General features: G+C 66.8%; 1 protein-coding gene. It reads right to left on the reverse strand.

From position 1 onward, the window contains the following. Window positions 1–594: HAMP domain-containing protein (locus AX729_RS00575; RefSeq protein ID WP_156456630.1), on the reverse strand; the 594-nt coding region annotated here is incomplete at both ends.

Here is a 594-nt window from a genome sequence, read left to right on the forward strand (position 1 = left end):
CGTTGAGCTGGTCCACCATGGTGTTGATGGTGTTCTTCAGCTCGAGGATTTCGCCCTTCACGTCGACGGTGATCTTGCGGGAGAGGTCGCCGCGCGCCACGGCGGTCGTCACCTCGGCGATGTTGCGGACCTGGGCCGTGAGGTTGCCCGCCATCGAGTTCACCGAGTCCGTCAAGTCCTTCCACGTGCCGGCGACGCCGGGCACGTTGGCTTGTCCGCCCAGCCTGCCTTCGGTACCGACCTCGCGCGCAACGCGCGTCACCTCGCCCGCGAAGCGGTTGAGCTGGTCGACCATCGTGTTCAGCGTGTCCTTGAGCTGAAGGATCTCGCCGCGCACGTCCACGGTGATCTTGCGCGACAGGTCGCCGCCGGCGATCGCGGTCGCGACCTCAGCGATGTTGCGGACCTGGGCGGTCAGATTGCCCGCCATCGAGTTCACCGAGTCCGTCAAATCCTTCCAGGTGCCGGCGACGCCGGGCACGTCGGCCTGGCCGCCCAGCTTGCCGTCGGTGCCGACCTCGCGCGCGACGCGCGTCACTTCGCCGGCAAAGGCGTTGAGCTGGTCGACCATGGTGTTGAGCGTTTCCTTCAGCT

The organism is Bradyrhizobium sp. CCH5-F6, assembly GCF_001556045.1.
GTDB lineage: Bacteria > Pseudomonadota > Alphaproteobacteria > Rhizobiales > Xanthobacteraceae > Bradyrhizobium.